A 24,654-nucleotide genomic window follows, 5' to 3' on the forward strand; every position below is an offset into this window, starting at 1 on the left:
TGAACGGATCACCGCCGTCACTCACGCTAGGTGCGCCCCGAACCAACCCGCAACACCCCGCCCCCGCCCGGGATCACCCTCCACCGGGCGCGGCTACCGTCCGGCCGGCCGTGACGGCCGCTCGGGCGAACGCGACGGCGTCCAGGGGCGCCGCACCGCCGGGGTCGTTGTTGAAGTACGCGTACACGTCGGCCTCGTCCGACCAGGCCTCGGCGACCCTGCCCATCCAGGTGGCCAGCGACCGCCGACCGTACCGGGGCGGCGGCTGCGCCAGACCGGCGTGGAAACGCAGGTAGCCCCAGTCGGCGGTCCGCCACAGCGGAGTGACCGGTCGGCCCCGCCGGTCCGCCCAGCAGAGGGCGGCGCCGCGCCGTTCGAGCACCGCCCGGATCTCCGGCACCCACCACGAATCGTGCCGGGGTTCGACGGCCACTCTCAGCCCGGCCGGGAAACAGCCCAGACAGCCGTCGAGGACATCGGCATCCGCCCTCAGGGTGGGCGGGAGCTGGAGCAGCACCGGTCCGAGCCGCGGGCCCAGCCCGGCGGCGGCCGACAGAAGCCGCCGCACCGGCTCCTCCGGGTCGTGCAGCCGCTTGATGTGCGTCAGGTAGCGGCTCGCCTTGACCGCCATCACGAACCCGTCCGGGGTCCGCTCCCGCCAGGCGGTGAACGTCTCGGCCGCCGGCAGCCGGTAGAAGGCGTTGTTGTTCTCCACCGTGGCGAACCGCTGGGCGTACTCCTCCAGCCACAGCCGCCGCGGCGTCCCCGGCGCGTACAGCCCGCCACGCCAGTCGTCGTACTGCCAGCCCGAGGTGCCGATGTACAGGGGCACACCCCCATGGAAACACGGACCGCCCGCCGACCGCTGGATCCCCTGGATCCGCCGAGCCCGACCGGGTCTCCAGCGCGAACCCAGTCCGCAACCCGAGAACGACGACGCGCGTGAAGCAGCCAGGACGCCCCGTAAGCGATTCCGGTCCGCGCCGAGCAGCTCGACGAGAGCCGTGTAGCTCACCCGCGTGCCCGGCGGCCTGGCGCAGGTGCTCACGGCCGCTATGGATATGGAGCGACGGGCCGTGGCCCGGCGCTCGGCATTCCGAAACGCGGAACGCCCGACCGACGGGGGTTCGGTCGAGCGTTCCGGGGGCCGGGGCGGCCCGGGGAAAGGAGTCGTCAGGACTCCGTGGTCTCGGTCCCGACCTGCGCGGGCCGGGTCAATCGGTGCAGGCCCACGGCGATGCAGGCGGCGAGCGCGGCGCAGATCCCGACGGCGAGGAAGCCGTTGCCGACGCCGATGGTCATCGCGTCCGGGGCGGCCGCGCCGGACTCCAGCTCGCCGTCCAACGAGGTGGCCAGGACAGTGCCGATCACCGCGATGCCGAGGGCGGCGCCGCTCTCGTTGAAGGTGTTCAGCAGGCCCGAGCCGACGCCCGACTCCTCCGGGCGGACGTGCGCGGTGCCGATCCCGTAGAGCGGGACGAAGCAGGTGGGCAGACCGGCCCCGATGACGGTCAGGGCGATGATCGCGACCGCGGTGCTGGACGGGCCGGTGATCAGGACGGCGGCGCCGGCGATCTGGGTGAGCGCGCCGATCAGGTACGTCCCGCCGGGGCCGACCTTGGCGATCAGGTTGGGCACGACCGTGGCGAAGACCAGAGCGGCCAGGCCCATCGGCAGCATCGACAGACCGGTGGCGAAGGCGCTCATGTCGTGCGCGCCCTGGAAGTAGTTGCTGGCCAGGTAGGAGCTGCCCATCATCACGATCGCGGCGAGCAGCAGGCCCAGGCTGCTGAGCCAGTAGGTCGGGATGCGCAGCAGGTGCAGCGGGAGCAGTGGGTCGGACTTGCCGAGCTCGGTGACGGCGACCACAGCGAGCAGGACCACGGACAGGCCCATGCTGATCCAGGCGGCCGGGGTGGTCATTCCGTCGTGCAGCCGGATCAGGCCGAAGGAGAGGCAGGCGAGGCCGAGGGTGGCGAGGAAGGCGGTGGGCAGCCGCAGCGGGCGGCGAACGTCGGAGCGCATCGGCGCGAGGCTGCGCAGACCGATGATCCCGGAGGCGAGGCTGATCGGGATGTTGATCAGGAAGGCCCACCGCCAGCTGGCGGCCGAGACGATCAGCCCGCCGAGGACGGCGCCGAGGATGGCGCCGATCACGCCGAGGCCGCTCCAGGTGGCGAGGGCGGCCTTGCGCTGCTCCTCGTTCTGGTAGACCGTCACCACGATCGACAGCGCGGCGGCGGACAGCACCGCCGCGCCCAGGCCCTGGAGCACACGGCCGGCGACCAGCAGTTCCTGGTTGCCCGCGACCCCGCACAGGACGGACGCGACGGCGAACAGACCCAGGCCGGACAGGAAGGACCGGCGGCGTCCGATGACATCGGCGACCCGGCCGCCGAACAGCAGCAGACTGCCGTACATCAGGACATAGGCGCTGATCGTCCACTGAAGGGCGGTCTGGTCGGCCGGGAGGTCGGTCCCGATCGAGGGCAGCGCCACGTTCACGACCGTCGAGTCCAGCATCACCATCAGCTGGGCCACGCCGACTGCAGCCATCGGCAGCCAGGAGGCCTTCGGGGTTTCCTGCCCCGGCCTCTGATCGGACTCCCGGTCGTTCTCCTGCTTGGCATCCACGAGTGAGATTGCCTCAGTCATCGGATTCTCCTTTCCGAGCGACAAGATACATGCGCATGAATCGACATGCCAGTGGGTCGGATCTAGACTGCGAAGTGTGGCGAACACTCCTCTTGCCGACCGCTGGCTGTCCCTGGTGCGCGTCTGCGCGCTGATGAACCAGCGGATCGAGCACACGCTGTCCGACGAGTTCGATCTCTGCGTGAGCGCCTACGAGATCATGGAGGTGCTCTGGGCGGAGCAGGAATGGCACCGCCCCGGGGAGGTTGCCTCCCGTACCTCGCGCAGCCAGCCCCAGGTGTCACGCCTGGTGGCGCAGATGGTCGAGGCGGGGTACGTGGACCGCAAGCCCTCCCCGGGCGACGGTCGCGGCTCCCAGATCCGTCTCACCGCCGAAGGGCGGGAGGTCTTCCAGCGGGCCGCCACGACCGTCGACGGGCATCTGAAGCAGCTCGCCGACGAGCGCCCGGAGGCGCGCGCCTGGCTGACCTGAGCCGCGCCGCGCCGTGTCAGGCGCCGGTCACGCTCGCCAGGACGCGTTCCGCGAGTGGCCGCGACATCGGTCGGTCGTGACCCGGGGTCACCGGCAGGTGGCTCCGGCCCTCGCCGAGGAACCTGTTGACCGGCCGCAGGTCGGTCACCACGAAGGATCGCCGGAGCCAACGGTCCCGGCCGTCGTAGCGAGGTGTGAAGTCGGTGCGCCCGTGCACTGCGCGGCGGTTGTCCAGGATGATCAGGTCGCCCGGCCGCAGAACCAGCCCCTTGAGCGAGTGGCGCACGGCCTCCTCCAGCCGGTCCAACGCGGCCTGGGCGCGTGGGGTGGTCGCGGTGGTGGCGTTGAAGTCCACCGTGAGGTCCGGATGCTCGGCGCTGCCGGTCAGGACCGGCATGGCCGGGGTCAGCGCGCCGACCGAGGAGTCCGGCACGAAGGAGGAGCTGAACCGGATCCTGAACTCCGGCTGCCGCAGCGCCTCCACCGTGTCCTCGTCCAGCAGCGGCAGCGCGTCGCCGATCCCCCCACTGACCGTGGCCGCCACCTCGTCGTGGTCCGACCGCAGGCAGATCAGGCTGAGGAAGTGCGGAGGGTTGGGGTGGAAGCCGTCCTCGGTGTGCAACTCCAGCAGGACGGATCCGCTGTTCTCCTGGCGTTGCTCGGCGCCACGCTTGGGGCACACGTCCTGGACCAGGCGACCGTTCTTCTCGTCGCTGTAGGAGATCGAGCGGCCCAGCACCGACATGACCATCAGCTGGCTGATGGTCGCCACCGGGACCTCCGACCAGACGGGCTCATCCTCGGTCCGGGCCGGAGTGGCGGGAAGCTCGCCGATCGGCAGGCCGGTGAGCAGCAGGCATCCGGCGGCGTTGCTCCGGTCGCGGAAGGCGATCAGGGCTCTGCGTACCGGGGCCGGCAGCGCGGCCGCTGCGAGCTCGACCGCGTGCAGCAGGCCGGCGTCGTGCAGCGAGTGGCCCCGGAAGTCCAGGGCGACCGTCAGCGCGGCGCGCGCGATCTGCTGCGACTCCTCGGCGGTCAGCGCTATGCCGTCGGTGCGGATGTCGGTGTAGGTGAACTCAACGCTCATGTGCTGTCCTCTCGATCGGCGTGCCGACGACACGCAGGGCCCATTGGCGGCGGGCTCGGTAGACCGGCGCAGGAGCGAAGCCGTTCCAGGCCTGCTCCCGCGGCAGGAAGGCAAGGAAGCGCGCCCCCTCCAAGTACCGTTGGACGTGGTCGAGAACGCGGCGCCCCGGCGTCATCGCGACACGGTGCACGTCGACCGCGACGGTCCGGGGCAGCGTCCGCCCGGAGACCAGGACATTGACCATGTGGACCGAAAGTGCGCCGAACTGCGTTGCTGCTTCGGCAAGTTGGGGGACGCTGTAGTCGGTTCGGGCCAACCCGCGGCGCAGTTCCCGGTACATCTCGCCGGGAATGCGGCCCCGCGGCGCGATCCGGAAGATGACCTCCCATGTGTCCAGCCGCTGTTCGTCGCCCGGGAGCAGCTGACCGTCGAAGATCTCCCGGACCACCCGGTAGTCGAAGCACTGGGCGGCGAGCATCCCCGCCATGTCCCATGCCGTCACCAGTGGCTTGCGCTGCCGGCAGGCCTCCCGGTGCAGGCTGATCTTCGCCGCCAGACCCGACGGAGTGGTGACGTCGACGCCGTCCACGATGACGTCCGCCTGCTCCACCAGGGCCCGGACGTTGGCCTCGGTGATGCCGTCGGGCACCACCTCGGCGTCGACGTGCGGGTTGATCCCGCGCAGCAGCCGGGCGCCGACCGAGGCCTTGTTCAGGCCGAGGTCGTCCACGGTGGCGTTCTGCCGGTTCAGGTTGTTGAGCTCGTACCGGCCGACGTCGGCCAGTACGAAGTGCCGGTAGCCCATGCGGCCGAGCGGTTGCACGGTGGCTCCGCCGATCGAACCGCAGCCGGCGATCAGCAGGCGGGCGCGACCGATCCGCTCCTGCAGTTCGTCCGGGATCAGGCCCTGATTGCGCTGGGTCAGGCAGGCGTAGAACTGCGACTCGTCCAGCTCGCGGGCGTGTGCCGGGTCGTCCACGTCGATCGCGGTCATGCTCGGGCCTCCAGGAAATCGACGAGTCGGGCGCGTACCGAGCCCTGGTGACCGGAGCCGAGCAGCTCCCGCAGGTACGCGAGCGTGGGCCTCAGCGCCCCCTCGTCCGTGAGGACGAACGGATACGAGCGCTCCTCCTGGTCCCACATGGGGGCGAACAGTTCGGCGGGGTCCGGTGGGACGGGGGTGGTGTCCAGCAGTGGCCGGGTAGCGAAGCCCAGCAACCGAAGCTGATTGACGGCGCCCTCCAGCTTGCCGTCCCCCACGACGGCCCCGTTCGGGTCGCTGTCCAGCACCTTGAGGCAACCTGCCGCCCAGGCGAGGTAGACCCACCACGGGACGGTGACCGCGGCCTGCGAGCGCGGCATCGCGAAGTCGCGGACCAGCCGCTTGCCCTCCCACACCGCGGCCGAGGAAGTCCCCGGGCCGAGGTGGTCGGCCAGGGAGAGGCCGTAGTCGCGCTCGATCACGTACGGCCGGTGGCCGGGATCGCCCAGCGAGGTCGGGACGTGGTCGCGGGCGGCGGCCAGGGTGCCGTAGCCGCGGAGCAGACCGGTGGACCGCTCGACGACCAGGGTGTGGAAGTCCCGCAGCGCGAAGTCGTCGTACGGCTCGGTGTGCAGTCCCAGCGCGGCGAGCGCGGTCTCGTTGACCCACCCGCGCCGGAGGTACTGCAGCAGGCGGAACCGGTAGACCTGCTCCAGCACCCGGGCCGGCAGCTGCGCACCGGCCACGGTCAGGACCAGCAGCCCTTCGGGACTCTGCGCGTGGAAGAGCGGATCGCCTGTCAGTACGTCTTCCAGGGCCGGCAGTACGACCTGGGCACCCTCGCGCAGGAGCTGCTCGCGGTGGCTGTCGGTGAGGGCCGCGGTCATCGGATCTCCGGCACGTCGAACAGCTCACCGGTGATCACCAGGGCGAGAGCCTCGGGGGAGCCCTCGTAGATCCGCGGCCCGTAGGCGTCCCGCAGGACCCGGTCCATGCCGTCGCCGCGCTGGAAGGCCTGGGCGCCGATCAGGGCCATCGCCGCGTCGGCGTTGTCGATGGCGGCGCGGTCGGCGACCAGCTTGGCGACGGCCGGTTCGTAGGCCGGGGTCGGCAAGATGTTGTCGGCCTTGACCACGGCGTCCAGGTAGAGCGCTCGGGAGGCGGACACCCGCGCGGCCATGTCGGCCAGCTTGCGCGCGGACATCTGGTGCTCGAACAGCATTCGCCCACCCTGCCGACGGCTTCCGCTCCACGCGACGGCTCGCTCCAGGGCGTGCCGGGCGATGCCGGTGGACACCGACGCGCAGGTCACCCGGGTCACGTTGCCGATCGCCACGTTGAGGTCCCACCCGCCGCGCTCGCCGCCGAGGACGTTCTCCTCGGGCACCCGGGCGTCGGTGAAGACCAGCTCGCCCGCCGGCGCGGTCCGGTAGCCGACCTTGTCGTGGATCTCGCCGCGGGCGACACCGGTCTGCTCGAGATCCGTGACGAAGCAGGTCATGCCGGTCGAGCCGGGCTCGCCTTCGAGGTTCGCCATGACCGTCGCGTACGTGGCCACGGGAGCGTTGGTGATGTACCGCTTGGTGCCGTTCAGGAGGAACTCGCCGCCGGAGCGCTTCGCGCTGGTCATCTCCTGGGCGTACGGAGCGTTCTGCGGGAGTACGAGGTCGGTGCCGTTGCGCTCCTCGGCCACGGCGTTGCAGGCCAGGACCGGCTCGGCACCGAGGAACTTCGGCAGGTAGCGCTCCTGCAGGCTGGTGTCACCGGAGATCAGGATCGGCGTCTGGAACAGATTGGTCGCGCCGAAGATCAGGGCCATGCCCGGGTCGGCGGCGGCCAGTTCCTCCAGGACGAGCGCGATGGCGATCTGGCTCAGCCCGAGGCCGCCCATCTCCCGCGGGATCGCCATCCGCAGCAGTCCGACCTCGTGGCCGGCGCGGACGGTCTCCCAGTCCACCTGGCCCTTCTCGATGGCGTCGCGCTCGGCGGCGCCAGGTGCCACCTGGTCCTTGGCGAAGGCCACCACGGTGCGCAGGACATCGGCCTCATGGGCGGACAGCAGCGGATGGTCGGCCGGGGTGTGAGTGATAGGCATGGGTGTTCCTTGTCTGGGTGGTGTTCTTCTGGGGGCGGAGTGGTTCCGGGCAGTCGGCGACCAGGTGGTCAGCGACCGAGGCCGAAGGTCTCCAGGGCCTGGCCGAAGGCGAAGGTCTGCATCACCGGCCCGTGGCAGGTCAGCCGGCGACCGGTGACCGAGCGCAGGAAGCTGCGGCGGTTGGCGGTGATGTCCAGCAGATCGGACCAGTTGATCCGCAGCACGTGGGTCGGGGCGGCGTCCGTCGCCTGCCCCTGCGGGTCGAGCGTCACCTCGGCGGCGGGCTCGGCGAGCACGAAGCGGACGGTGGCGCCGGCCGTCCGCCACGCGGGAGCGGCCTGGGCGGCCGCGCTGAAGGCCGCAACGGTCTGGTCGGACGAAATCGGCATAAGGAACCCCGGGAAGTAGTTGTCGTGGACGGCCCCAGTTATAGATCACCGACGTGATCCACTTCACCGTGACGACAGCACCTCCGGGAGTTATGGTTACCCTCAAGTAACAGCCGGCCCTGGGGGGAGAGCCGAATGAATGATGAGTGCCTTGCGCGACTAGTGATGGACCGTATTGGCGAGCGGTGGACGATGCTCGCATGCCAGCAGATTGCCGCAGGCGCAAGGAGATTTTGCGATCTCAAATCCGGCATGAAGGGCGTTTCGGGCAAGGTTCTGTCCGAGACCCTGGTGCGCCTGGAGCGGGACGGTTTCATTGAGCGGCAGGTCGTCGGCAGCCGGCCGCCGGCCGTAATCTACGAGCTCACGCCCATGGGGGAGAGCCTGCTGCAGATCGTCCAGGGCATCGTCGCGTGGTCGGAGCGGAACGGGCAGCACATCGCGAAGGCTCGTCAGGCGTATGCCGAGCTGGAATTTGCTGCGGCAGGATGACAGGCCCGGTACTGCCCGGAGTTGTTTCGGTTCGGGCCGTTTGCGTCGGCGCCGGAACATTATTGAAGTGTTCTTTCATATTCGCCGAGTAGTCGGGCTGCGGTTCGTCGCGCGCCCGGCTCGATCGAATTCCGAGGGCAGTCGGGGCGGCCGGCAGCCGGGGTCAATCGCCCGCTTTATCGCACCTGGGAACTTTGCGTGCTCATGCTTCTTGCCCGGGGGTTGCAATGCCGAATTGATGCTCGCCGGTCGCCGTTTCGGAAGGCGTCGAACGTGCGTCTGCCGGCCGTCCGGGGAAGCTCACCCCGGCCGCGGAACCGGTCCTCCTGGCGAAGAGGGGGTGGCGGGTCGAGCCCGACTGCGGGCGCTTCAGACCGCCTTGGGCCTGGACGACTTCGAGGGCCGTTCCTGGACCGGTTGGCACCGCCACGCCACTCTCGCTGCCTACCTCTTCGTGACCCTGGCGCGGAGCCGCCCAAGAGTGCCTGCTCCGGTATGCCCTCTACCGGGCCGTCAGAGCTCGCCAGCAGATCCTGGCCACCTGGAACGGCCCATGCCCGACCTGCCGCCGACCGATACCCGGACCAAGACCAGCCGCGACCGGACGAAGCGCTACTGGTCGCCGGGTGCCGGTGCGACTGGCTACGAGTCACCCCGGGAGACGCGCCCGGGACCCGTGTCGACGGCACCAGTGCTCTCTGCTCCCGGCGGGGGCCAGGGCCGTGCTGTTCTCTCGGTCATGGCTCGACGGGCCGGCGGGGCACAGTCCTGACCTTTGAAGCGCCGCGACCACGAGACGACGAAGGCCCCGACCGGTGAACCGGTCGGGGCCTTCGTGAAGGCGGAGGATACGAGATTCGAACTCGTGAGGGGTTGCCCCCAACACGCTTTCCAAGCGTGCGCCCTAGGCCTCTAGGCGAATCCTCCGTGGGAGAGCTTAGTACATGTTTTGGGGTGCTCGCGACCAGCTATCCCGCAGGCGGGAGGGTGGGGGTGGCCTGTGGATCGTCGGGGCCGGGATCCGGTAGTGTGGGGGTCAGCCCCTCGTGTGGCGTCATCTCTCTGAACCCCCCCAGGGCCGGAAGGCAGCAAGGGTAGGAGGGCTCTGGCGGGTGCACGGGGGGTCTTTGCGTTCCCGGGCCGGGGGAGGCAGGGGCCCGGGGTGAAGGGGCGACGCGTTTGTCGGTCCGTCCCGATATCGTCGGTGGTGTGTCCCTAGCCCTGTACCGCCGCTATCGCCCCGAGACCTTCGCGGAGGTCATCGGGCAGGAGCACGTGACCGCTCCGCTCCAGCAGGCCCTGCGCAACAACAGGGTCAACCACGCGTACCTGTTCAGCGGGCCGCGCGGGTGCGGGAAGACGACGAGTGCGCGCATCCTGGCCCGCTGCCTGAACTGCGAGCAGGGGCCGACGCCGACGCCCTGCGGGGAGTGCCAGTCCTGCCGGGACCTCGCGACCGGCGGGCCCGGTTCGATCGACGTGATCGAGATCGACGCGGCCTCGCACGGTGGTGTGGACGACGCGCGCGAGCTGCGGGAGCGGGCCTTCTTCGCGCCGGTGCACAGCCGGTACAAGATCTTCATCCTGGACGAGGCCCACATGGTGACCTCGGCCGGGTTCAACGCGCTGCTCAAGGTGGTCGAGGAGCCGCCGGAGCACCTCAAGTTCATCTTCGCGACCACCGAGCCGGAGAAGGTGATCGGGACGATCCGGTCCCGTACCCACCACTACCCGTTCCGGCTGGTCCCGCCCGGCACGCTGCGCGACTACCTGGCGGACGTCTGCCGCCGCGAGGGCATCCAGGTCGAGGACCCGGTGTTCCCGCTGGTCGTCCGGGCCGGGGCGGGCTCGGTGCGTGACTCGATGTCGGTCATGGACCAGCTGCTGGCCGGCGCCGGGGCGGAGGGCGTCACGTACCAGATGGCGACCTCGCTGCTCGGGTACACGGACTCCGCGCTGCTGGACGAGGTGGTGGACGCCTTCGCCGCGCACGACGGGGCCACGGTGTTCCAGGCGATCGACCGGGTGGTGGAGGGCGGACACGACCCGCGCCGCTTCGTCACCGACCTGCTGGAGCGGCTGCGCGACCTGGTGATCCTCGCCACGGTGCCGGACGCGGGTGAGAAGGGCCTGATCGACGCCCCGGCGGACCGGGTCGCGGTGATGCAGGCGCAGGCGGACGCGTTCGGCGCGGCCGAGCTGAGCCGGGCGGCGGACATCGTCAACACCGGGCTGACCGAGATGCGCGGCACCGCGGCGCCCCGGCTGCAGCTGGAGCTGATCTGCGCCCGGGTGATGCTGCCGGGCGCGTACAGCGACGAGCTGTCGCTGCAGGCGCGGCTGGACAAGCTGGAGCGGCGGGCGGCGGCCGGCGGGTTCGCCGCGGCTGTAGGAGGAGTGGCGCCGATGGCTGCTCCGGTTGCTGCCCCGGTTCCTCCGGTTGCTCCGGTTGCTTCGGTCCCTCCGGTGGGGACGCCGGCCCCGGCCCCGGCCTCCGAACCCGCGCCTGCTCCGGCGCCCCAGGTCGCGCCTGCCCAGGCTCCGCAGCCCGCGGCTCCCGCCGGCCCGGCGCCGGGCGCCTGGCCGATCCCGCGCAGCTTCCCGCCCGCGGGGGGCGCTCCGGCGCCCGCCGAGCCCCCCGCGGCGCAGCCGCAGTCGCAGCCGCAAGCCGCCCCGACTCCTGCGCCGGCACCGGCACCCGCCCCCGCGCCCGTCCCTGGGGCGGCCCCCGGCGGGCAGCCGTCCGCGGCCGCGCAGCAGGGTGCCGCGCAGGTCCGGCAGCTGTGGCCGCAGATCCTGGAGGCGGTGAAGAACCGCCGTCGCTTCACCTGGATCCTGCTCAGCCAGAACGGCCAGGTCGCCGGGTTCGACGGCAGCGTGCTCCAGGTGTCCTTCATCAACGCCGGAGCCCGGGACAGCTTCGTCGGCAGCAACAGCGACGACGTGCTGCGCCAGGCGCTGGCCGACGCGTTGGGCGTGGACTGGCGCATCGAGTGCATCGTGGACCCGTCCGGCGGTGCCGGCGCGGCCCCGAGTGCGCCTCCGGCCGGTGGCGGCTGGGGGGCTCCGGCCCGGCCGGCGGCCGCTGCGCCGCCGATGGCAGCCCCCGCCCCGGCGCCGGTCCAGCAGGCCCCCGCGGCTCCCGCCCCGGTACGGCCGCAGTCGCAGGCGCCGGCCCCCGCGCCGGTGCAGGCTCCGCCGTCCGCGCCGGTCCAGCAGTCCCGGCCGGTGCAGCCGGTGGCCCCCGAGGACGACATCCCGGAGGAGGACGACCCCGACCTCAACGAGGAGGCGTTCTCCGGCCAGGAGTTGATCATCCGGGAGCTCGGCGCCACGGTGCTGGAGGAGATCCACCACCGCGGCAACTGACTCCTGGTGACCGGGCGAGGACGTAGGCTCGGCGGCGACGAACGACGAACCGCATGACAGCAAGGAGTGAGCCGTGTTCCCCGGTGGCGGTCAGCCCAACATGCAGCAGTTGCTCAAGCAGGCGCAGAAGATGCAGGAGGAGCTCGCCAAGGCCCAGAAGGAGCTGGCCGAGGCGAAGGTGAACGGCACGGCGGGCGGCGGTCTGGTCGAGGCCACGGTGACGGGCTCCGGTGAGCTGGTGGCGCTGACCATCGCCCCGGACGCCGTCGACCCGGAGGACACCGAGACGCTGGCCGACCTGATCCTGGCGGCCGTCCGGGATGCCAACCAGGCTGCGCAGAAGATGCAGGCCGAGCGGATGGGCCCGCTCACCCAGGGGCTGGGCGGCGGCATCCCCGGTCTGCCGTTCTGAAACGCTTCTGAGCCGGTTCTGAGCTGTCCCGAGCCGTCCCGGGCTGTCCCGAGCCGATCTGAGCCGGTTCCGAGCTCTCCGAGCCGATCCGACGCGGCTCCGGCGCCCCCCGGTGGGCCGTGAAGGCGCAGGTCAGGGCGCTGGCCGGGCTCCGGGACGGGCTGCCGCGCGGGCTGGGGCAGGGCGTGCACCAGCGCCTGGTCCCTAAAAGCAGACACTCTGAAGTTCACGCAACAGGCCCATGTGATTTCTGTGGGAGTCGGGCGCCGGGCGGTGTGTCCGGCGCCCGATTCGTTGGATGATGGCACCGGAGCACCACCGACCATCAGAGGGAAGGCGCGACGTGTACGAGGGCGTGGTTCAGGACCTGATCGACGAACTGGGCAGGCTGCCCGGCGTCGGGCCCAAGAGCGCCCAGCGGATCGCCTTCCACGTGCTGCAGGCCGACCCGACGGACGTGCGCCGCCTCGCGCACGCGCTGCTGGAGGTCAAGGACAAGGTCCGCTTCTGCGCGGTCTGCGGCAACGTCGCGGAGGCCGAGCAGTGCCGGGTCTGCCTGGACCCGCGCCGCGACCTCAGCGTCATCTGCGTGGTCGAGGAGCCCAAGGACGTCGTCGCCATCGAGCGCACCCGTGAGTTCCGCGGCCGCTACCACGTGCTGGGCGGCGCGATCAGCCCCATCGAGGGCGTCGGCCCGGACGACCTGCGCATCCGCGAGCTGCTCTCGCGCCTCGCGGACGGCACCGTCACCGAGCTGATCCTGGCCACCGACCCCAACCTGGAGGGGGAGGCGACCGCCACCTATCTGGCCCGGCTGTGCAAGCCGATGGGCCTGAAGGTGACCCGCCTGGCGAGCGGACTGCCCGTCGGCGGGGACCTGGAGTACGCGGACGAGGTGACCCTCGGTCGCGCCTTCGAAGGGAGACGACTGCTCGATGTCTGACCGGACGACCAACCAGCAGCCCCACGGGGAGCCCTCGACCCACGCCCCGCACACCCACGGTCACGGCTCGGAGCCGGACGACTTCGCCGTGCAGATCGCCGACTCGGTGGAAAGCTTCGTGCTCGCCGTCACCGAGGTCGCCAAGGGCGACGAGCCGGGCAGCGCGGTCTCGTTGCTGCTCCTGGAGGTCTCCCAGCTGCTGCTGGCCGGTGGCCGCCTGGGCGCCATCGAGGACGTCGTCCCCGACGACCGCTTCGAGCCCGATGCCGGGCCGGAGCCGGACGCCGAGCAGCTGCGCGAGCGCCTCGCCGAGCTGCTCGCGCCGATCGACGTCTACCACGAGGTCTTCGACCCGTACGGCCCGCCGGAGAAGCCGAACGCCTTCCGGATCTCGGACGACCTGGCCGGCGTGGTCGGCGAGCTCCAGCACGGCCTGACCCACTACCGCGAGGGACGGGTCAGCGAGGCGCTGTGGTGGTGGCAGTTCTCGTACCTGTCCAACTGGGGCACGACCTGCACGGCGGTGCTGCGGGCGCTGCAGTCGCTGATCGCCCACGTCCGGCTGGACAGTCCGATCGGGGCCGTACCGGACGGTGCGGACACCGACGACGACGGGCTCACCGACGAGCAGCTGGAGCAGCAGGCGGGCGCCCTGATGGCGGCCGAACTCGGGCGGGGGCGGTGAGCGCCGGGCGGGGGCGGTGAGCGCCGGGCGGGGGCGGTGAGCGCCGGGCGGCGCGGCGGCTGGTGACACCGCACCCGGGTGTGCCCGGGGCGGCAGTGCCCCGCAGGCGGCGCGCACCGGTCGGCGGCGCCCCGTGGGCCCCCGAGCGCGGAGGTGTGACGGAAACCTCAGCGCTCCGCCCCGGAAGGGAAATCCGGCCGAGGCGGCATCCGTTCGTCCGGCGATTCTCCGTGAGAGGGGCGATCAGCCCGCAGACCTGCCGGTGCGGGCCCCTGAACCGCCGCCCACGTGCTGAAACGGGCGTCTCATCATATGGAAACCACCAGTTGCGGCACCCCTCCTCGGTAGACTGACGCCGACCGCACCCCCCTTCCATCCCGGGGGGTACGGGGGCCTCGCGCCCCCGCAAACGACCCAAGTCGAGGAGCGCACGTGGGCCTTGTCGTGCAGAAGTACGGCGGCTCATCCGTTGCGGATGCCGAAGGCATCAAGCGCGTGGCCCGTCGAATCGTTGACGCCAAGAAGGCCGGCCATGAGGTCGTCGTCGTGGTGTCCGCGATGGGCGACACGACGGACGAGCTCATCGAACTCGCGGAGCAGGTGTCACCGCTTCCTGCCGGCCGTGAGTTCGACATGCTGCTGACCGCTGGAGAGCGCATCTCCATGGCGCTGCTGGCCATGGCGATCAAATCCCTGGGTCACGAGGCGCAGTCCTTCACGGGCAGCCAGGCCGGCGTCATCACCGACTCCGTCCACAACAAGGCGCGCATCATCGACGTCACGCCGGGGCGCATCCGCACCGCCCTGGACGAGGGCAACATCGCGATCGTGGCCGGCTTCCAGGGCGTGTCCCAGACCAGCAAGGACATCACCACGCTGGGCCGGGGCGGCTCGGACACCACGGCCGTCGCCCTCGCGGCGGCCCTCAAGGCCGAGGTCTGCGAGATCTACACCGACGTGGACGGCGTCTTCACCGCCGACCCGCGCGTGGTGAAGAAGGCCCGCAAGATCGACTGGATCGCCTACGAGGACATGCTGGAGCTGGCCTCGTCCGGCTCCAAGGTGCTGCTCGACCGCTGTGTGGAGTACGCGCGCCGCTACAACATCCCGATTCACGTACGCTCGTCCTTCTCGGGTCTCCCCGGGACGATCGTCAGCAACGACAACCCGAACAAGCCCGAAGGGGGCGAGATGGAGCAGGCCATCATCTCCGGGGTCGCCCACGACACCTCCGAGGCCAAGGTCACGGTCGTCGGCGTCCCCGACAAGCCGGGCGAGGCGGCGCGCATCTTCCGCGCCATCGCCGACGCCGAGGTCAACATCGACATGGTGGTGCAGAACGTCTCCGCCGCGTCGACCGGCCTGACCGACATCTCCTTCACCCTGCCGAAGACCGAGGGCCAGAAGGCCATCGACGCGCTCGGCCGGGTCAAGGAGGGCATCGGCTACGAGTCGCTGCGCTACGACGACGCGATCGGCAAGATCTCGCTGGTCGGCGCCGGCATGCGCTCCAACCCGGGCGTCACCGCCACCTTCTTCGAGGCGCTCTCCGCCGCGGGCGTCAACATCGAGCTGATCTCCACCTCGGAGATCCGCATCTCGGTGGTCACCCGCGCCGAGGACGTCCCGGAGGCGGTCCGCGCCGTGCACAGCGCCTTCGGGCTGGACAGCGAGACGGACGAGGCGGTCGTCTACGGCGGCACCGGGCGATGACCCGTGAGCCGGGCGGACACCGGGCGATGACCCGTGAGCCGGGCGGACACCGGGCGATGACCCGTGAGCCGGGCGGACACCGGGCGATGACCCGTGAGCCGGACGGGCACCGGGCGACGGCCCGTCGGCCGGGCGGGGGTTGCGGGCGATGACCCGTGACCCCGGCGAGGGCACCGGGCGATGACCCGGCGCCCGAACCTCGCCGTCGTCGGCGCCACCGGCGCCGTCGGTGAGGTGCTGCTCGGCCTGCTCTCCCTCCGTCAGGACATCTGGGGCGAGGTACGGCTCGTCGCCTCCCCGAGCTCGGCCGGCCGTACGCCGGTCGTGCGCGGGGAGGCGGTCGCGGTGGTCCCGCTGACGGAGGAGGCCTTCGCCGGGATCGACGTCGCCGTGTTCGCCGTCCCCGACCAGGTCTCCGCCCAGTGGGCGCCGATCGCGGCCGCCAAGGGCGTCGTGGTGGTCGACGACTCGGCCGCCTTCCGCACCACCGGGGACGTGCCGCTGGTCGTCCCCGAGGTCAACGCGGCCGCACTGCGGATCCGTCCGCGCGGCATCGTGGCCAGCCCGGCCGGCACCACGCTCGCGCTGGTCGCGGCGGTCGGTGCGCTGCACGCCGAGTACGGCCTGGAGCAGCTGGTCGTCGCCACCTACCAGGCCGCCAGTGGCGAGGGCCGCGAGGGCGTCGCGGCGCTGCGCGAGCAGACCGCGCTGGTGGCCGGCACCGAGGTCGGCCGGCAGACCGGCGACCTGCGGGTGGTGATCGCCGACGACGGGCCGTTCGCCGCCCCGCTCGCCCTCAACGCCGTGCCCTGGACCGGCGGCCTGTGCGAGGGCGGTTGGGCCGCCCAGGAGCTCGGTCTGCGCGACGAGGCTCGCAAGATCCTCGGGCTGCCGGCCCTGAAGGTCTCCGCGACCTGCGTCCGCGTCCCGGTGGTCCGCACCCACGCGCTGGCCGTGCACGCCCGGTTCGAACGCGAGGTCAGCCAGGCGCACGCGCAGGACATCCTGCGCGAGACTCCCGGTGTGGTGCTCTACGACGACCCGGCGGCCGGGGAGTTCCCGACGCCGAACGACGTGGTCGGCACCGACCCGGTGTGGGTCGGCCGGGTGCGCCGGGCCCTGGACGAGCCGGACGCGCTCGACCTCTTCCTCTGCGGCGACAACCTGCGCAAGGGCGCCGCGCTGAACCTGCTGCAGATCGCCGAGCTGGTCGCCGGTGAGCTGGTCGCCGACGAGGCTGCGGCCGGGGCGGAATAGGACCCTCCGTTCGGGGACCCGAGGGGCCCTTCCACCCGTGGATGTCCGTCCCTTGTGCCCGTGGATGTCCGGACCTGTGTCCGCTCCTCGACACAATCCGTCCGGAATCCCGGGGGAATCCCCTGGAGGGCCCTTCCGCCAATGCGGAAGAATGGCCCCCGGGATGGGCAACCATGACAGGGGATCGAGTGTCCAACGGGCGTGGCGAACGCGATGGCGGGGGCAAGGACGGGCCTTGCGGCGAGAGCCGCGGTGGCCTTCCCGTCGCGCGCGCCCTGGTCTGCGAGTAGGCCGGAAGACGACCAGATGACGGCGGCCGCACCCGGTGCGGCGGACTCCGGCGCCGGTACCGACGCGGGTACCAGCGAGGACCTGCTCACCGAGACCTACCAGGCGCACTACCGCTCGCTGCTGCGGCTCGCCGCGCTGCTCCTCGACGACCTCTCCGCCTGCGAGGACGTCGTCCAGGAGGCCTTCATCCGGGTGCACGCCGCCCGGCGCCGGGTGCGCGAACCCGAGAAGACCCTGGCCTACCTGCGGCAGACCGTGGTGAACCTGTCGCGCTCCACGCTGCGGCGCCGGATCCTCGGCCTGCGACTGCTGCCCAAGCCGATGCCTGACATGGCCAGTGCAGAAGAAGGTGCCTACGATGCCCTGGAGCGCGACCAGCTGAAGGCCGCGCTCCGTGGTCTGCAACGCCGTCAGCGGGAGGTTCTGGTGCTCCGTTACTTCGTGGACATGACGGAGTCGCAGGTCGCCGACGCCCTGGGCATCTCGCTCGGTTCGGTGAAGGCCTACGGTTCCCGCGGACTCGCCGCCCTCCGGGTCCAGATGGAGGCCGGACATGGCTGACGGCGCCTGGCAGCGGCCCGGGGACGACGAGTTCCCGGGGCTCTCCTCCGAGGAACGGGTGCTGCGCGAGCTCATGCACCACGCGGTGGCCGGGATCCAACCCCGGCCCGGCGCCCTGCCCCGGATCCGCCGGGCCGTCCCGCGGCGCCGGGCCGCCCGCCGCGGGGCCTGGACTGGTGCGGCGGCGCTGGCGCTGGCCGTCGCGATCGTCCTCCCCCTCGTGCACGAGGGGGACCACCTCGGGCTCTCCGGCGGCCCCGGCTCGACCGAGGTGCAGAGCCCGGCCGCCTCACCCCCTGGCGACAGGACGACCGGCACGATCGGCGGCACCGGCACGGCCGCGCACACCGGCCAGAGCGTCACCGGGGACACCGCGCCCTCCTCGGGCACCGCCTCCGCCTCGCCGAGCCCCGGCGCGGACACCACCCGGACCGGCACCACCACCCCCGCCGGGGCCCCCGGCACCGGTGACGGCGCGATCACCCCGCTGTGCACCCGGACGGACCTCGGGCAGGGCACCGCACAGGTCGGCACGGCCGACGCACAGGGCCGGATCTTCGGCTCCTTCACGGTCTACAACGTCTCCGGACGCAGCTGCCGCCTCGGCGGCCCCGGCGCGGTGGCCGTCACCGACGTCAGCGGCACCGACCGCAGCCGCGTCCGGACGGCCGACCACGCCGCCGGCGACCCGGCGGGCAGCCTGCCCGCGATGGACGCCGAGCCGCCGGTGCTGGCGCCGCAGGCCGGGTACCGGGTGCCGTTCGTGTGGATCCCCGACCAGGGCTGCGGCTCCGCCGGCACCGCGACCGGCGCGCCCACCGCCAACCAGGCGGCCCTGACCAGCCAGGCCCCCGCGGCCTCCTCGGGCGTCCCCGCCACCGGCGCCTCGGCGGCCCCGAGCGCCAACCCGCGGGCCAGCTCCAGCCCCACCTCCGGCGCCACCTCGGCGCCCAGCCCGACGGCCACCCCGACCGGGGGGCCCACCACCGGCCCGGCCACCGCCACCATCGCCCACACCCCGGCCCCCGGCAGCCCGACGGCCGCGACCGCCTCGCTGCCGGTCGGCTGCGGGGGGACGCTCTACCGGGGCGGGGTGCAGGCGGTACAGCCCCCGGGCGGGGCGGGCGCCCAGCCGTCGGGGACGGCTGCGACGGGTTGAGCGGGCGCGGGACCGCCGCCGGCGGGGGCCGGGGGCGCGCGCCCGGCGGGGTGCGCCTGTCCTGGGCGGGGTGCGCCACTTACCGGCGGGGTGCGCCTCTCGCCGGCGGGGTGCGCCCGTCTCGGCGACTGCGCCCCTGTCGGGTGGCGGCGCCCCTGCCGGGCTACTGCGCCCGTCCCTGGCGGACCCTGTGGTCCGGAACGGTGTGAGGAATGGTTACCGTGGGGGGTGTGTACCGGTTCCTCCTGACTCCGCGCTGGCTGGGCGGCACCGCACTGGCCGTGGCGGCCGTGGCGGTGTGCGTTTGGTTGGGCACCTGGCAGCTCGGCCGGTTCGAGGACCGCGTCACCACGCACCAGGAGACCAAGCAGTCCCTCACCGCCACGAGTGACGCCAAGCCGATCGACTCCCTGCTCTCCCCGGCCGCCCCGCAGGTGACCACGGAGACCGTCGGCAAGCCCGTCACGGTGACCGGCAGCTATGACACCGAGCACCAACTCCTCGTCCCCAACCGGGTGGTGGACGGCAAGCAGGGCTACTACGTGCTCACGCCGCTGCGCACCGCCGACGGACACGCCGTCGCCGTGGTGCGCGGCTGGGCGCCCGGTTCCCCGTCCGGGGCCGTCGCCGAGCCTCCGCCGGCCGGGCAGGTGACCGTCACCGGGCGGCTCCAGGCCAACGAGTCGGTCGGCAGCAACGGCGCGGTGGCGGGCGGCCTGCCCGCCGGGCAGCTCGGCATGATCAACCGGGCCTCGCTGCTGAACGTGCTGGCCTACGACGGCTGGTACGACGGCTGGGTGGCCGCCGACCAGGTGCCCGCCGGACTGACCGCCGTGCCGACCGTCCAGCCGCAGGGCGGGGACGGCCTCACCCTGCGCGCCTTCCAGAACCTGGGCTACACCCTGGAGTGGTTCGTCTTCGCGGGCTTCGTGGTCTTCATGTGGTTCCGCCTGCTGCGCCGTGAGGCGGAGGCGGCGCAGGACCGGGCCCTCGGACTGGACCCGGTCCTGGACTGACCCGCCGACCTCCGGCGGCCCTACCGCGTGGGCCTACCGCGTGGGTCTGGCGGGCGCGGGCGCGAGCGCCGTCGGCTTCGCCGCGGGCGGGGTGGGGGCCGGTGTGGGCGCCTGGCCCGGCTGCTGGCTCGGGCTCTGATCCGGGGTTCGGTCGGGCGCTTGGCCCTGGGGCCGGTCCGGAGTCTGCGAAGGGGCGCCCTGGTCGGCACCACCGAACGGCGTCGACGTGTCGTCGTCCCCCTCGGGGGTCGTGTCGCGGCAGTGGCTACGGCTGCCGGTGCCGCTGCCGGTGCCGTTCGAGTCGTAGTGGTCGATGTGGTGGTGCACCGTGCGACCCTTCGACCCGCTCGACCCGCTCGACCCGCTCGACCCCTTCGAACCCGACGAGCCCTTGGAACCGCTCGACCCCCTCGATCCCTTGGACCCCTTGGCCAGCTCCACCGTGCCGTCGCCCGGGCGGTACACCGCCGGGACGGCGAACGATCCGGCCCCCGCTCCCGCCTCGCCAGCCTTCGACGCCGTACCGGCCTTCGTCGGCCTCGGCGTCGGGGCGGTCGTCATCGGTGCGGTCGCCGTCGGGGTGGTGGCCGTCGGAGTGGGGGCCGTCGGCGCCGGCGCGGCCGGCCCGGTCGGCACCGCCGCCGTGGAACTCGGCAGGGCCGGGCCGACCGGCGGCGGGCAGGCCGCGTCGTCGCCCTGCGAACCCGAGCAGCCGCTGAGCACCAGCGCCCCGGCCACCGCCGCCCCCGCGAGCGTCAGCAGACGTCTCACTCAGCCCCTCCGTCGACCCCGCCGGGCATCCCGAGGTGCCGCCGGACGAAGTCGATCTCCAGCCGCAGCTGCTTGATCCGCTCCTCCACCACCAGCGAGCCGTGCCCGGCGTCGAACCGGTACACCTCGTGCGGCTTCCCGAGCCGCTCCAACTGCTGGACGTAGTTGTCGATCTGCCGGATCGGGCAGCGCGGGTCGTTCACCCCGGCGCTGATGTAGACCGGCACCCGCACCTGCTCGACGTAGGTCAGCGGCGAGGAAGCGGTGAAGCGCTCCGGCACCTCCTCCGGGGTGCCGCCGAAGAGCGTGCGGTCCAGCGACTTGAGCGCCTCCATCTCGTCCGCGTACGCGGTGTGGTAGTCCGCGACCGGCACGGCGGCCACGCCGAGCGACCAGCTCTCCGGCTGGACGCCGAGGCCCAGCAGGGTCAGGTAACCGCCCCAGCTCCCGCCGGTCAGCACCAGGCGCCGCGGATCGGCCAGTCCGCTGGCGACGGCCCACTCCCGGACGGCGGCGATGTCCTCCAGCTCGATCAGGCCGACCCGCTCGTGCAGCGCGTCCGTCCACGCCTGCCCGTAGCCGGTCGAGCCGCGGTAGTTGACCCGGACGACCGCGAAGCCGTGGTCCAGCCAGGCGGCCGGGCCGGCCGCGAAGGAGTCGCTGTCGTGGTGCGTCGGCCCGCCGTGGATGTCGAAGACGGTCGGCAGCGGTCCGTCGGCCGGGCCGCTGCCGACCGGGCGCTGCACCAGGGCGTGCACCCGCCCGCCGGGGCCGTCCACCCAGACGTCCTCGACCGGGACGGAGCCAGGGGGCACCGGGCCGGGGGCCCGCAGCACGACCGTGCCGGCGGTGGAGCGGACGGCGGAGGGCTCGGCGGCCGAGGACCACAGGTACTCCACGGTGCCGTCCGGGCGCGGGGTCGCGCCGCCGACGGTGCCGCGCGGGGTCTCCAGACGGGTGAGCCGGCCGTCCGCGAGCGAGTACGAGAACAGCTCGCTGCGCGCCTCGTACTCGTGCTCGACCAGCAGCGCCCCGGCGCCGGGGCGCCACTGCGCGGAGACGTCGCCGGGCAGCTCGCGGCCCTGCTCGTCGCGCAGCGGGAGGGCCGTCTCGGTGCCGGTGGCGACGTCCCAGATCATCGGCTCCCAGCGGCCGGTGCGCTGGTGGGCGACCAGCATGCGGGTGTCGCCCTCGACCGGGGCGAAGCCCAGGCAGGCGACGCCGCGCGGTTCGTCCCGGCCGGTCACCTCGTCCAGCTCGGCGACGGTCTCCACGCCGTCCCCGGTGAGACGGACCACGCGCAGCGCGGCGTGCATCGCGTCGCCGTGCTCGGTGTGGTCGATGGCGAGCAGGGTGCCGTCGTGGCTGAGGTCCCCGACGCCGCCGTACTCCTCGTGCCGGTAGATCTCGACCGGTTCGGCAGCGCCCGGGCGGAGCAGGTGCAGGGTGGTGCCGTCCTCGTCGGTGGAGCGGCCGACGACCACGGTGCCGTCGCGGCCGAGGGCCAGCCCGGCCGAGTAGGAGGGGGCGAGGCCGGGCACGGCCTCCTCGTCGGGGCCGCCTGCGAAGGGCTGGCGGCGCCAGACGCCGAACTCGTCGCCGTCCTGGTCGTCGAACCACCAGATCCAGGCGCCGTCCGGGGACAGCTCGGCGTCGGTGGTGCCGTTCGGGCGGTCGGTGACCTGACGGTGGGTGCCGGTGGCGCGGTCCCAGGCGTAGACCTCGTAGGTGCCGGTCGCGTTGGACACGTACAGCGCCCGGTCGGGCGCGTCCTCGGCCCAGTCCGGCAGCGACACCCGTGCCGCCCTGAACCGCTGCTCCCACGCCGGTACGGCGCTCTTCTCCTCGCTCATCCGACCATCCAACCCGATCGGGGCGAGGGAACGGAACGGGCGGGTGGGGATCGCCCCACCCGCCCGTTCCGTTCCCCGGTGCCGGCCGGCCCGTCCCGGGTGTCGGCAGGGCCCGTCCCGGGTGTCGGTCGGCCCCGTCCCCGGCGTGGGCCGGCCTCGTCCCGGGTGCAGCGGGGCCCGGCGCCCCGTGTCGCCGGGCCCCGCCGCCTGAAGGTTCACGGACGCCGGGTCGTCCGCGGCAGCAGCCGGACCAGGCCCACGAGCACCAGCTCCAGCACCGCGAGCGCCGTCACGCTGCGGCCGAAGGCGGCCGTCGCGTCGCCCGCGCCGTAGTAGACCAGGCCGATCAGCGCGACCCCGACGGCGCCGCCGACCTGCTGCACGGTGGACACCACACCGGCCGCCGAACCGGCCAGCCCCGGTTCGACGGCCGCCAGGGCGACGGTGGTGACCGGGGCGATCACCAGGCCCATCCCGAGACCGTCGACGAACAGCCCGGGCGCCAGCCACCAGACGCTGCCGTCCGCCGCGCCGTAGGCGGTGAGGGCGAGCAGGCCCAGCCCGGCGGCCATCAGCAGGCCGCCGACGGTGATCGTGCGCGGCTCGCCGAGGCGGGCGGTGACCCGGTGGGTGGTGTTGGAGGTGATCAGGTAGCCGAGGCCGATGGCGGTGAACACCAGTCCGGCGCCCAACGCGTCCAGGCCGCGGCCGAGCTGGAGGTGCAGGGCGAGCACCAGGAAGAAGGAGGCCTGGCCGAGCCAGAAGGCGAGTTGGGCGAGCAGGCCCGCGCTGAAGGCGCGGCTGCGGAACAACCGGGTGTCGACCAGCGGGGCGGCGGGGGCGGGGGCGGGGGCGGTTCCGGTGCCGGGGGCGGAGGCGGTTCCGGTGCCGAGGGCGGAGGCGGCTCCGGTGCCGGGGGCGGTGGGCGCGCTCGTGGCGGTCGTGCGCGGGGCGGCGGCGGCTCGGACGGCGGTGCCCGTGGTGCGGTGCTGGTGGACGGCGAAGGCGGCGAGCAGCACCAGCGAGGCGGTGAGGCAGAGCCCGGTCCACAGCGGCCAGTCGAGCCCGGGCCCCTGGATCAGCGGCAGCACCAGGGCCGTCAGCCCGAGGGTGACCAGCAGTACGCCGACCGGATCCAGCCCCGGCCGCTGCGGAGCGCGCGACTCCGGCAGGCAACGGCGGACCAGGGCGAGCGCCACCAGGCCGATCGGCAGGTTGATCAGGAAGCAGCTGCGCCAGCCGAGGCCGAGCAGGTCCGCGCGGATCAGCAGCCCGCCGATCAGCTGACCGAACACCGCGCCGACGCCCATGGTCAGCCCGTACCGGGCGAAGGCCCGCGCCTGCGCCGCACCGCTGAACGCCGTCCGCAGGATCGCCAGCACCTGGGGACCCATCAGCGCCGCCGCCAACCCCTGGGCGACCCGGGAACCCACCAGGGCCCCGGCGGTGGGGGCGAGGCCGCAGGCGGCGGAGGCGAGGGTGAACAGGGCCAGGCCGAGCGCGAACACCCGGCGGCGGCCGTAGCGGTCGCCGAGCCGGCCGGCGGTGACCAGCCCGGCCGCCAGGGCCAGGCTGAACCCGGCCATCACCCACTGGACGGCCGCGGGGCCGGCCCCCAGATCGGCTTGCAGGGAGGGGACGGCGACGTTGACGACGAAGACGTCCAGGGCGGTCATGAAGGTGGCCGTCAGGATGACCGGCAGCAGGCCCCTGGGGGCGGTTGCTGCCGTCGCGGCTGTTGCGGCCGACGTGGCCGACGTGGTCGACGTGGGTGGGGCGGACCGTCGGGCGTCCACGGAGGTGCTCATCTCGGGCTCTCCTCGAAGGGTTCGGGGCTCGGGCGTCGGGGCGCTGGGGTTCGCCGTGGGGGCTGACGCAGGGAAGCGGTGCCGGGGCGAGGCGGTGCGGGGCGGTGCGGAGCGTCGGTGCGGGGCGAGGCGGTGCGGGGCGTCGGGGCGGGACGCCGGGGGGCGAGGGCCGCCGTCGCCGGGACGCCGTCCGGTGCCCCGGCGACGCCCCGCAGTTGCCCGGGGACGCGGCTCAGGCGCCCGGGACGCGGTCCAGGAAGCCGTACACGGCGCCGATCCGGCCGTCCGGGGTGGCCGCGAGCACGTCGAAGCCGATGACCACCGGCTCGGCGCCGGCCGGCCCGAGGTTCCAGGTGAACCGGGCGATGTCGTGGTGCGCGTCCACCGGGCCGAGGGTGAACTCCAGCCCCGGGAACTGGGCCTGGGCGGCACCGATCAGGGCGTCGATCGCGTCCCGGCCGACCACGGCGGCCAGCGGGTCGGTGTAGTGGCCGTCCTCGGCCCACACCTCGTCGATCAGCTTGCGGCGGGCCGCCAGGTCGGTCTCGTTCCACACCGCGAGGTAGCGCTCGGCGAGCTGCTGGAGGGCGGCGACGGTGATCTCGGTCATGGTTGTCTCCCGTGTTCCGGTGGGTGGTCGGGCG

At 72.9% G+C, this 24,654-nt stretch carries 22 protein-coding genes, 1 tRNA gene and 1 other RNA gene; 12 read left to right on the plus strand and 12 right to left on the minus strand.

Annotated features, from left to right (window positions below; all coding sequences use genetic code 11):
• Positions 1 to 73: 73 nt before the first annotated feature.
• Together ACGF07_RS10785 and ACGF07_RS10790 are read right to left on the minus strand one after the other, a co-directional pair.
• Complete coding sequence (locus ACGF07_RS10785; protein ID WP_392897261.1) at positions 74 to 832, minus strand: DUF72 domain-containing protein; 759 nt, start codon at positions 830 to 832, stop codon at positions 74 to 76.
• Between the two features lie 341 nt (positions 833 to 1,173).
• Entirely contained in the window at positions 1,174 to 2,655 is a 1,482-nt protein-coding gene (locus ACGF07_RS10790; RefSeq protein WP_392897263.1) for an MFS transporter, read from the minus strand.
• Positions 2,656 to 2,731: 76 nt separating this feature from the next.
• Between ACGF07_RS10790 and ACGF07_RS10795 the strand changes: the two genes are divergently transcribed.
• A complete protein-coding gene (locus tag ACGF07_RS10795) occupies positions 2,732 to 3,127 on the plus strand; it encodes a MarR family winged helix-turn-helix transcriptional regulator (protein ID WP_392897265.1) in 396 nt (131 codons plus the stop codon).
• 16 nt (positions 3,128 to 3,143) lie between these two features.
• Here the strand turns inward: ACGF07_RS10795 and ACGF07_RS10800 are convergent, their stop codons facing one another.
• The 5 genes from ACGF07_RS10800 to ACGF07_RS10820 form a co-directional block, all read right to left on the minus strand.
• Positions 3,144 to 4,214 (minus strand): TauD/TfdA family dioxygenase, encoded by a 1,071-nt coding sequence (locus ACGF07_RS10800; protein WP_392897267.1) that lies wholly within the window; start codon positions 4,212 to 4,214, stop codon positions 3,144 to 3,146.
• Positions 4,204 to 5,208, minus strand: coding sequence for a HesA/MoeB/ThiF family protein (locus tag ACGF07_RS10805; RefSeq protein WP_392897269.1), 1,005 nt, complete (start codon positions 5,206 to 5,208; stop codon positions 4,204 to 4,206). Before ACGF07_RS10805 ends, ACGF07_RS10800 begins: the two co-directional genes overlap by 11 nt.
• Positions 5,205 to 6,083, minus strand: a complete 879-nt coding sequence (locus tag ACGF07_RS10810) for a hypothetical protein (protein ID WP_392897271.1) — start codon at positions 6,081 to 6,083, stop codon at positions 5,205 to 5,207. The genes ACGF07_RS10805 and ACGF07_RS10810 overlap by 4 nt, the downstream gene beginning before the upstream one ends.
• Positions 6,080 to 7,291, minus strand: coding sequence for an acyl-CoA dehydrogenase family protein (locus ACGF07_RS10815; protein ID WP_392897272.1), 1,212 nt, complete (start codon positions 7,289 to 7,291; stop codon positions 6,080 to 6,082). Before ACGF07_RS10815 ends, ACGF07_RS10810 begins: the two co-directional genes overlap by 4 nt.
• A 68-nt stretch (positions 7,292 to 7,359) precedes the next feature.
• Positions 7,360 to 7,680: a hypothetical protein gene (locus ACGF07_RS10820; RefSeq protein WP_392897274.1), complete on the minus strand. Its 321-nt coding sequence runs from the start codon at positions 7,678 to 7,680 to the stop codon at positions 7,360 to 7,362.
• A 135-nt stretch (positions 7,681 to 7,815) separates the two neighbouring features.
• Here ACGF07_RS10820 and ACGF07_RS10825 point away from each other — a divergent pair, with 135 nt between their 5' ends.
• Positions 7,816 to 8,172, plus strand: a complete 357-nt coding sequence (locus tag ACGF07_RS10825) for a winged helix-turn-helix transcriptional regulator (protein WP_392897276.1) — start codon at positions 7,816 to 7,818, stop codon at positions 8,170 to 8,172.
• 842 nt (positions 8,173 to 9,014) lie between these two features.
• On the opposite strand, the gene ACGF07_RS10830 is transcribed toward ACGF07_RS10825, so the two are convergent.
• Positions 9,015 to 9,099: transfer RNA gene (locus ACGF07_RS10830), tRNA-Ser, on the minus strand.
• 111 nt (positions 9,100 to 9,210) lie between these two features.
• Between ACGF07_RS10830 and ffs the strand changes: the two genes are divergently transcribed.
• From ffs to ACGF07_RS10880, 10 genes are all read left to right on the plus strand, one after another.
• An RNA gene (ffs, locus tag ACGF07_RS10835) (signal recognition particle sRNA small type) lies at positions 9,211 to 9,301 on the plus strand.
• An 80-nt stretch (positions 9,302 to 9,381) separates the two neighbouring features.
• Positions 9,382 to 11,541, plus strand: a complete 2,160-nt coding sequence (locus ACGF07_RS10840; protein ID WP_392897277.1) for a DNA polymerase III subunit gamma and tau — start codon at positions 9,382 to 9,384, stop codon at positions 11,539 to 11,541.
• A 73-nt stretch (positions 11,542 to 11,614) separates the two neighbouring features.
• Entirely contained in the window at positions 11,615 to 11,953 is a 339-nt protein-coding gene (locus tag ACGF07_RS10845; protein WP_350742434.1) for a YbaB/EbfC family nucleoid-associated protein, read from the plus strand.
• A 343-nt stretch (positions 11,954 to 12,296) separates the two neighbouring features.
• A complete protein-coding gene (gene recR / locus ACGF07_RS10850) occupies positions 12,297 to 12,896 on the plus strand; it encodes a recombination mediator RecR (RefSeq protein ID WP_350742436.1) in 600 nt (199 codons plus the stop codon).
• Positions 12,889 to 13,581: a DUF5063 domain-containing protein gene (locus tag ACGF07_RS10855; RefSeq protein WP_350742438.1), complete on the plus strand. Its 693-nt coding sequence runs from the start codon at positions 12,889 to 12,891 to the stop codon at positions 13,579 to 13,581. The genes recR and ACGF07_RS10855 overlap by 8 nt, the downstream gene beginning before the upstream one ends.
• 432 nt (positions 13,582 to 14,013) lie before the next feature.
• On the plus strand, positions 14,014 to 15,294 hold the full coding sequence (locus tag ACGF07_RS10860) for an aspartate kinase (protein ID WP_350742440.1): 1,281 nt from the start codon (positions 14,014 to 14,016) through the stop codon (positions 15,292 to 15,294).
• 180 nt (positions 15,295 to 15,474) lie between these two features.
• Positions 15,475 to 16,551 (plus strand): aspartate-semialdehyde dehydrogenase, encoded by a 1,077-nt coding sequence (locus tag ACGF07_RS10865; RefSeq protein ID WP_392897281.1) that lies wholly within the window; start codon positions 15,475 to 15,477, stop codon positions 16,549 to 16,551.
• Between the two features lie 306 nt (positions 16,552 to 16,857).
• Positions 16,858 to 17,403 carry a SigE family RNA polymerase sigma factor gene (locus ACGF07_RS10870; RefSeq protein WP_392897283.1) on the plus strand — a complete coding sequence of 182 codons (546 nt, stop codon included), beginning with the start codon at positions 16,858 to 16,860 and terminating at the stop codon, positions 17,401 to 17,403.
• Positions 17,396 to 18,562, plus strand: a complete 1,167-nt coding sequence (locus ACGF07_RS10875) for a hypothetical protein (protein WP_392897284.1) — start codon at positions 17,396 to 17,398, stop codon at positions 18,560 to 18,562. Before ACGF07_RS10870 ends, ACGF07_RS10875 begins: the two co-directional genes overlap by 8 nt.
• Before the next feature lie 230 nt (positions 18,563 to 18,792).
• Positions 18,793 to 19,578, plus strand: coding sequence for an SURF1 family protein (locus ACGF07_RS10880; RefSeq protein WP_350742448.1), 786 nt, complete (start codon positions 18,793 to 18,795; stop codon positions 19,576 to 19,578).
• 33 nt (positions 19,579 to 19,611) lie between these two features.
• Here the strand turns inward: ACGF07_RS10880 and ACGF07_RS10885 are convergent, their stop codons facing one another.
• The 4 genes from ACGF07_RS10885 to ACGF07_RS10900 form a co-directional block, all read right to left on the minus strand.
• A complete protein-coding gene (locus ACGF07_RS10885; protein WP_392897286.1) occupies positions 19,612 to 20,349 on the minus strand; it encodes a hypothetical protein in 738 nt (245 codons plus the stop codon).
• Entirely contained in the window at positions 20,346 to 22,202 is a 1,857-nt protein-coding gene (locus ACGF07_RS10890; RefSeq protein WP_392897288.1) for a S9 family peptidase, read from the minus strand. The genes ACGF07_RS10885 and ACGF07_RS10890 overlap by 4 nt, the downstream gene beginning before the upstream one ends.
• Positions 22,203 to 22,417: 215 nt before the next feature.
• On the minus strand, positions 22,418 to 24,010 hold the full coding sequence (locus tag ACGF07_RS10895) for an MFS transporter (RefSeq protein ID WP_392897290.1): 1,593 nt from the start codon (positions 24,008 to 24,010) through the stop codon (positions 22,418 to 22,420).
• A 232-nt stretch (positions 24,011 to 24,242) separates the two neighbouring features.
• Positions 24,243 to 24,620 carry a nuclear transport factor 2 family protein gene (locus ACGF07_RS10900; protein WP_392897292.1) on the minus strand — a complete coding sequence of 126 codons (378 nt, stop codon included), beginning with the start codon at positions 24,618 to 24,620 and terminating at the stop codon, positions 24,243 to 24,245.
• Between the last annotated feature and the right edge of the window lie 34 nt (positions 24,621 to 24,654).

Source organism: Kitasatospora sp. NPDC048194 (assembly GCF_043202455.1).
Lineage (GTDB): Bacteria > Actinomycetota > Actinomycetes > Streptomycetales > Streptomycetaceae > Kitasatospora.

What these genes read in the sequence shown, in the direction of transcription:
- ACGF07_RS10810 (WP_392897271.1), bottom strand. Translation starts at nt 6,083, where the DNA reads ATGACCGCGGCCCTCACCGACAGCCACCGCGAGCAGCTCCTGCGCGAG.
- ACGF07_RS10855 (WP_350742438.1), top strand. Translation starts at nt 12,889, where the DNA reads ATGTCTGACCGGACGACCAACCAGCAGCCCCACGGGGAGCCCTCGACC.
- ACGF07_RS10895 (WP_392897290.1), bottom strand. Translation starts at nt 24,010, where the DNA reads ATGAGCACCTCCGTGGACGCCCGACGGTCCGCCCCACCCACGTCGACC.
- ACGF07_RS10900 (WP_392897292.1), bottom strand. Translation starts at nt 24,620, where the DNA reads ATGACCGAGATCACCGTCGCCGCCCTCCAGCAGCTCGCCGAGCGCTAC.
- ACGF07_RS10800 (WP_392897267.1), bottom strand. Translation starts at nt 4,214, where the DNA reads ATGAGCGTTGAGTTCACCTACACCGACATCCGCACCGACGGCATAGCG.
- ACGF07_RS10815 (WP_392897272.1), bottom strand. Translation starts at nt 7,291, where the DNA reads ATGCCTATCACTCACACCCCGGCCGACCATCCGCTGCTGTCCGCCCAT.
- ACGF07_RS10825 (WP_392897276.1), top strand. Translation starts at nt 7,816, where the DNA reads ATGAATGATGAGTGCCTTGCGCGACTAGTGATGGACCGTATTGGCGAG.
- ACGF07_RS10875 (WP_392897284.1), top strand. Translation starts at nt 17,396, where the DNA reads ATGGCTGACGGCGCCTGGCAGCGGCCCGGGGACGACGAGTTCCCGGGG.
- ACGF07_RS10865 (WP_392897281.1), top strand. Translation starts at nt 15,475, where the DNA reads ATGACCCGGCGCCCGAACCTCGCCGTCGTCGGCGCCACCGGCGCCGTC.
- ACGF07_RS10790 (WP_392897263.1), bottom strand. Translation starts at nt 2,655, where the DNA reads ATGACTGAGGCAATCTCACTCGTGGATGCCAAGCAGGAGAACGACCGG.
- ACGF07_RS10820 (WP_392897274.1), bottom strand. Translation starts at nt 7,680, where the DNA reads ATGCCGATTTCGTCCGACCAGACCGTTGCGGCCTTCAGCGCGGCCGCC.
- ACGF07_RS10870 (WP_392897283.1), top strand. Translation starts at nt 16,858, where the DNA reads ATGACGGCGGCCGCACCCGGTGCGGCGGACTCCGGCGCCGGTACCGAC.
- ACGF07_RS10890 (WP_392897288.1), bottom strand. Translation starts at nt 22,202, where the DNA reads ATGAGCGAGGAGAAGAGCGCCGTACCGGCGTGGGAGCAGCGGTTCAGG.
- ACGF07_RS10805 (WP_392897269.1), bottom strand. Translation starts at nt 5,208, where the DNA reads ATGACCGCGATCGACGTGGACGACCCGGCACACGCCCGCGAGCTGGAC.